A 3,945-nucleotide genomic window follows, 5' to 3' on the forward strand; every position below is an offset into this window, starting at 1 on the left:
CTGGATGGGTGGATTGCCGAACGGCCGAATTCAAAAGGGCAGTGCGCGAATTGCCGTTAAAACATCCACCCGAACGCAAAAAAAATTGATTACCCCTCATCCAATTTCGATCGTCACCCGTATCTCTTTCAGATTTGATTTTGCTCAATCAATTTTATTCAAACTTCCATCCAAGCTTTCATGCAGTTTATTCACTGCGAGGAGTCATCATGCAAAACAATACATCGCACGAATCCGATCGCCGTTTTCGTTCCTTATCACGTCGAAATGTTCTGGTTAGCGGCACGATCGCAGGGTTTGCAGGCGCGCTGGGGCTGGCAACAGTGGGTTCCCGTTCAGGGCAAGCAATGCCGGGACAATCGATGATGCCCCAAAACTCGATGCCAGGTAATTCGATGATGTCGGAAACGATGCCGGGAATGATGAGCGATGCAGCTCATGACGCTGAGATTCTCAACGGCGCGCTCTACTACGAGCATCAGGCGATCTGGGGCTACACTGCGGCTGCCGGAAAACTGAGCAATACCGCAACAGGACAGGCAGTTCTGGCACTGGCAAAGCGCAACCAGGCAGACCACATGGCACACCGCGATACATTAATCAAAGTCATTCGCGATCTGGGCAGCACGCCTGTAACCGCAGAGCAGAGCTACGATTTGTCCTCCTACATCAATCGCCGGGAAGGAAATCTGGATTCTGATGTCAACATTGCCAAACTTGCGCTCGCGCTGGAAACTGACGCAGCGATCGCCTACGTAACCCAGAGTGCCAAGCTCAAAAATCCCGACCTCATTTCAGCTGGGGCTAGCATCGGCGCAACAGAATCTTCCCATGCAACAGCGATTCGAGCCGCATTTGTATCGTTGGGAATGGACATTGAAATTGTCCCATCATCGTTTGTGAATGCCGATAATCGCAGCAAGTGGATTTTAACCGTCTAATCCCCAGCACACCTAAACAAAGCTTTTTGGGGCAGGATGTTTCTTTTCTAACCGAAGAATCGCAAGAATATCACAAGCTATTCTTCTGCCCCTTTCTGATGCTCAAACCGTTCAACATCGGCAGGCGTATTGCAGTTAAACAGCATTTCTGGGTCAGAGGCAGGCAACTCATACACCTTCTGAGAATCCAGCCATCGTTGAAACGATCGCCCCCCCGATTGAATAAAATCATTCACGCTCGATAGACAGTCCCGCCGATAAAAGCCGCACATTGGCTCCCACCAACCTTTGCCATTTCGCACCAGTGCCGCTAGGGTATCTGAACTGAGGCGAGGCAACACCTCCATCCAGCTGGATAAACCTTCCGTGTTCAGTTGCGGCAGATCGCAAGCCAGCAGCAGCACCCACTCCGTTTTGACCTGCTCAAGGCCCTGGGCAAAGCCAACTAGTGGACCGTGCGGATAGACATCTTTCACCACCGCCACCTCCTGCACAAACTTCACTCGGTCGTCCAGAATCGAACGATAGCGATCGTTCCAGCCCGACACCACATACACCCACGGCGTACAGCTAAACGCAACCTCACAAACCCGCGTCAGCATCGGCTGTCCTTCGATCTCAACCAGTGCCTTATCAGTTCCCATCCGCAAACTTTGCCCGCCCGCTAACACAATCGCGCTCAACTGAGACATCGGATTAAACGCCGCGCTCGTAGACTGAAACAAATCATCTGTCATGGGACGGTCGCTGATTGGCATCACCTCAAACCCCGCAGCAGCTAACTTTAAGCAAATAACTCTAAGCAAATAGCCCTAAGCAAATCTCGATCGAGCGATACACTAGAAGCATACTGCTCTGATTGACATAGCATAGAACATGGTTGAAGTTCTCCAAATCTCCCAACTGGGAAATCCTGTTCTCCGTCAAATTGCACAGCCTGTCGAACATCTGCACAGCCTAGAGATGCAGACGCTAATCGATCGCCTGCTGGCAACCCTGGTTCAGTCGAATGGCGTTGGAATTGCCGCCCCGCAGGTTGCTGCCTCAGTCCAGCTACTCATTGTCGCTTCGCGTCCCAATCCGCGCTATCCCACCGCACCCCAGATGGAACCGACCGTCATGGTCAACCCCCGTCTACTGAGCCACAGCGAAGAGCAAATTAAGGACTGGGAAGGGTGCCTCAGTATTCCAGGCATTCGCGGACTCGTCCCCCGCTATCGCGAAATCGAAGTCGAATATTTCGATCGCCACGGCAACCCCCATCGCCAAATCTTCACCAACTTCCCCGCCCGCATCTTTCAGCACGAAGCCGATCACCTCATCGGCAAATTCTTCCTCGATCGCCTCGAATCTGTCCAGGACCTCATCACTGATCAGGAATACCTCACTCGCATCCTTCACCTCTAATCCTCTATCTCCTCAGCTTTCTATCTCCTCACTTCCCCATTCCCTCACAGCTTCCCTGTCAAAAAACTAACCGTCTTCCTCCAAGCATTCTCAGCCGCACTCGCGCTGTAAACCTCCGATCGCGTGTCATTAGAAAAAGCGTGACCCACATTCGGATAGGTGTGCGATTCGATCGAGCCGCCTGCTTGCTGGATTGCGGCTTCCAGCCTACGGATAGCAGCGGGAGGTATAAAATCATCCTAGCTGGCTTTCAGCCCTTGTCCCCTCTCCACTTCTCCCCATGAGTCAGACTGCCTCCGAATCTTCCACCCTCCATGAAAATTCGCCACCCAAAATGGAGAATGGAGTGCGCTTGAGCATCCTGGCTAAAAACCTTAATCTGGTAGGTTTACAGGGATTAGCAGTAATGCAAGATCGGGTAATTGTGCCAACCGTAGACGGTGAAATTGTGACCGTGAGCCCGATCGGGGAAGTGAATGTCCTCACCAATCTTCTCACTGCCCAAATTGGCGTGCCCTTCGGCATTTGCGCGATTACCCCGCCGGGAGAACAGCTTCACACCGATTCAGGTGTCGTTGTCACCGTGTCTGGTTTTGATCCGGTGCATTATCTGGTGCGCGTGAGTCCCGATGGACAGCATGAGACGATCGCCGATATGTCAGAAATTAGCGGAACCTACGGTGCGCCCTTCGGCGTGGCTACCTATAACAGTGGCTTTATCGTTGCCGGAACCACCGATGTGATTGCTGGCGATGGTGCGCTGTTTCAAGTAAGCCGTCAGGGACAAATTACAAACCTTGTCAGCTTAAAGCAGTTTGGTAACGCGCTCGATGTGGTGGTGCAGCAGGGGCAATTCATCACCCTGCATGAAAAAGGCGACTTGCTCAAGATTTCTCCCACGGGCGAAGTCGTAGTTCTGGTCAATCTGATCGAGGCGGGCTTCGGCATTCCGTTTAAACTGGCTGCTCAGGCTGAAAATTTGCTGGTCACGACCAATACCGGACACATCGTGCGCGTTGATCCTGAAGGCAAGCCGACTGCGATCGTCGAGCTATTTAAGCCCATCTACAGCACACCCTTAGGTATTGCCATCCAAGGAAATGATCTGATTGTCAGCACCACAAACGGGTCTTTGCTGCGCCTGCAAATCGATCAAGGTTAATTGCCTACCGTCGCTTTTGCAGCTTTTGCAACAGCCGTTTTGCCTTCAGTTGCAGAATTCTAGATTGAGTCAGTTCTTTGATCGCTTGTGCATCCACCGATCGCCCGTGAGAAGATTGATCAAAAAACTGATTAATTTCAGTGAGAATGAGCCGAAGACGACTGAGGATATTGTCGGTGCGGTATTCTGCCAGGAAAGTGTCGGGCAGCGCGAGGGGCTGGTTCTGCTGAGCGATCGCCAGAATCCGCTGAAGATCATAGTTGAGCGAATGGGCGGCAATCTTATAGCAGTTAAAGCCCGGGTCAAGATAATCTGACAGTCCGCCGTTGATGCTGGAAAAGACCTGACAGCCACAAGCCATCGCTTCGAGCGGCTGAAGCCCAAACCCTTCGCTAACGCCCTGCTGCGCCCAGTATTCAGCAGAGTCATACAGAT

At 52.0% G+C, this 3,945-nt stretch carries 6 protein-coding genes; 3 read left to right on the forward strand and 3 right to left on the reverse strand.

Going from position 1 to position 3,945, the window contains the following annotated elements; all coding sequences use genetic code 11:
* Positions 1–209 precede the first annotated feature (209 nt).
* Positions 210–941 carry a ferritin-like domain-containing protein gene (locus H6F80_RS00710; RefSeq protein WP_190789705.1) on the forward strand — a complete coding sequence of 244 codons (732 nt, stop codon included), beginning with the start codon at positions 210–212 and terminating at the stop codon, positions 939–941.
* A 77-nt stretch (positions 942–1,018) separates the two neighbouring features.
* Here the strand turns inward: H6F80_RS00710 and H6F80_RS00715 are convergent, their stop codons facing one another.
* Complete coding sequence (locus H6F80_RS00715; protein ID WP_242067096.1) at positions 1,019–1,699, reverse strand: molybdenum cofactor guanylyltransferase; 681 nt, start codon at positions 1,697–1,699, stop codon at positions 1,019–1,021.
* A gap of 118 nt (positions 1,700–1,817) precedes the next feature.
* On the opposite strand from H6F80_RS00715, the gene def reads away from it, so the two are divergent.
* Positions 1,818–2,348: a peptide deformylase gene (gene def / locus H6F80_RS00720; protein ID WP_190789706.1), complete on the forward strand. Its 531-nt coding sequence runs from the start codon at positions 1,818–1,820 to the stop codon at positions 2,346–2,348.
* Positions 2,349–2,392: 44 nt separating this feature from the next.
* On the opposite strand, the gene H6F80_RS00725 is transcribed toward def, so the two are convergent.
* The gene (locus H6F80_RS00725; RefSeq protein WP_190789710.1) at positions 2,393–2,578 is read right to left on the reverse strand and encodes a dienelactone hydrolase family protein; all 186 of its coding nucleotides are present in this window, start codon (positions 2,576–2,578) and stop codon (positions 2,393–2,395) included.
* A gap of 50 nt (positions 2,579–2,628) precedes the next feature.
* Here H6F80_RS00725 and H6F80_RS00730 point away from each other — a divergent pair, with 50 nt between their 5' ends.
* Positions 2,629–3,510, forward strand: coding sequence for a hypothetical protein (locus H6F80_RS00730; protein WP_190789707.1), 882 nt, complete (start codon positions 2,629–2,631; stop codon positions 3,508–3,510).
* A 4-nt stretch (positions 3,511–3,514) separates the two neighbouring features.
* On the opposite strand, the gene H6F80_RS00735 is transcribed toward H6F80_RS00730, so the two are convergent.
* Positions 3,515–3,945 (reverse strand): glycosyltransferase (locus tag H6F80_RS00735; protein WP_190789708.1); only part of this gene is annotated, 431 nt, incomplete at its 5' end.

The sequence above is a fragment of the Leptolyngbya sp. FACHB-711 genome, assembly GCF_014695615.1.
Classification (GTDB): domain Bacteria; phylum Cyanobacteriota; class Cyanobacteriia; order Elainellales; family Elainellaceae; genus Leptolyngbya_A.

Excerpts from the sequence above, each read along its gene's own strand:
- H6F80_RS00710 (WP_190789705.1), top strand. The coding sequence starts at position 210 with ATGCAAAACAATACATCGCACGAATCCGATCGCCGTTTTCGTTCCTTA.
- H6F80_RS00715 (WP_242067096.1), bottom strand. The coding sequence starts at position 1,699 with ATGCCAATCAGCGACCGTCCCATGACAGATGATTTGTTTCAGTCTACG.
- def (WP_190789706.1), top strand. The coding sequence starts at position 1,818 with ATGGTTGAAGTTCTCCAAATCTCCCAACTGGGAAATCCTGTTCTCCGT.
- H6F80_RS00730 (WP_190789707.1), top strand. The coding sequence starts at position 2,629 with ATGAGTCAGACTGCCTCCGAATCTTCCACCCTCCATGAAAATTCGCCA.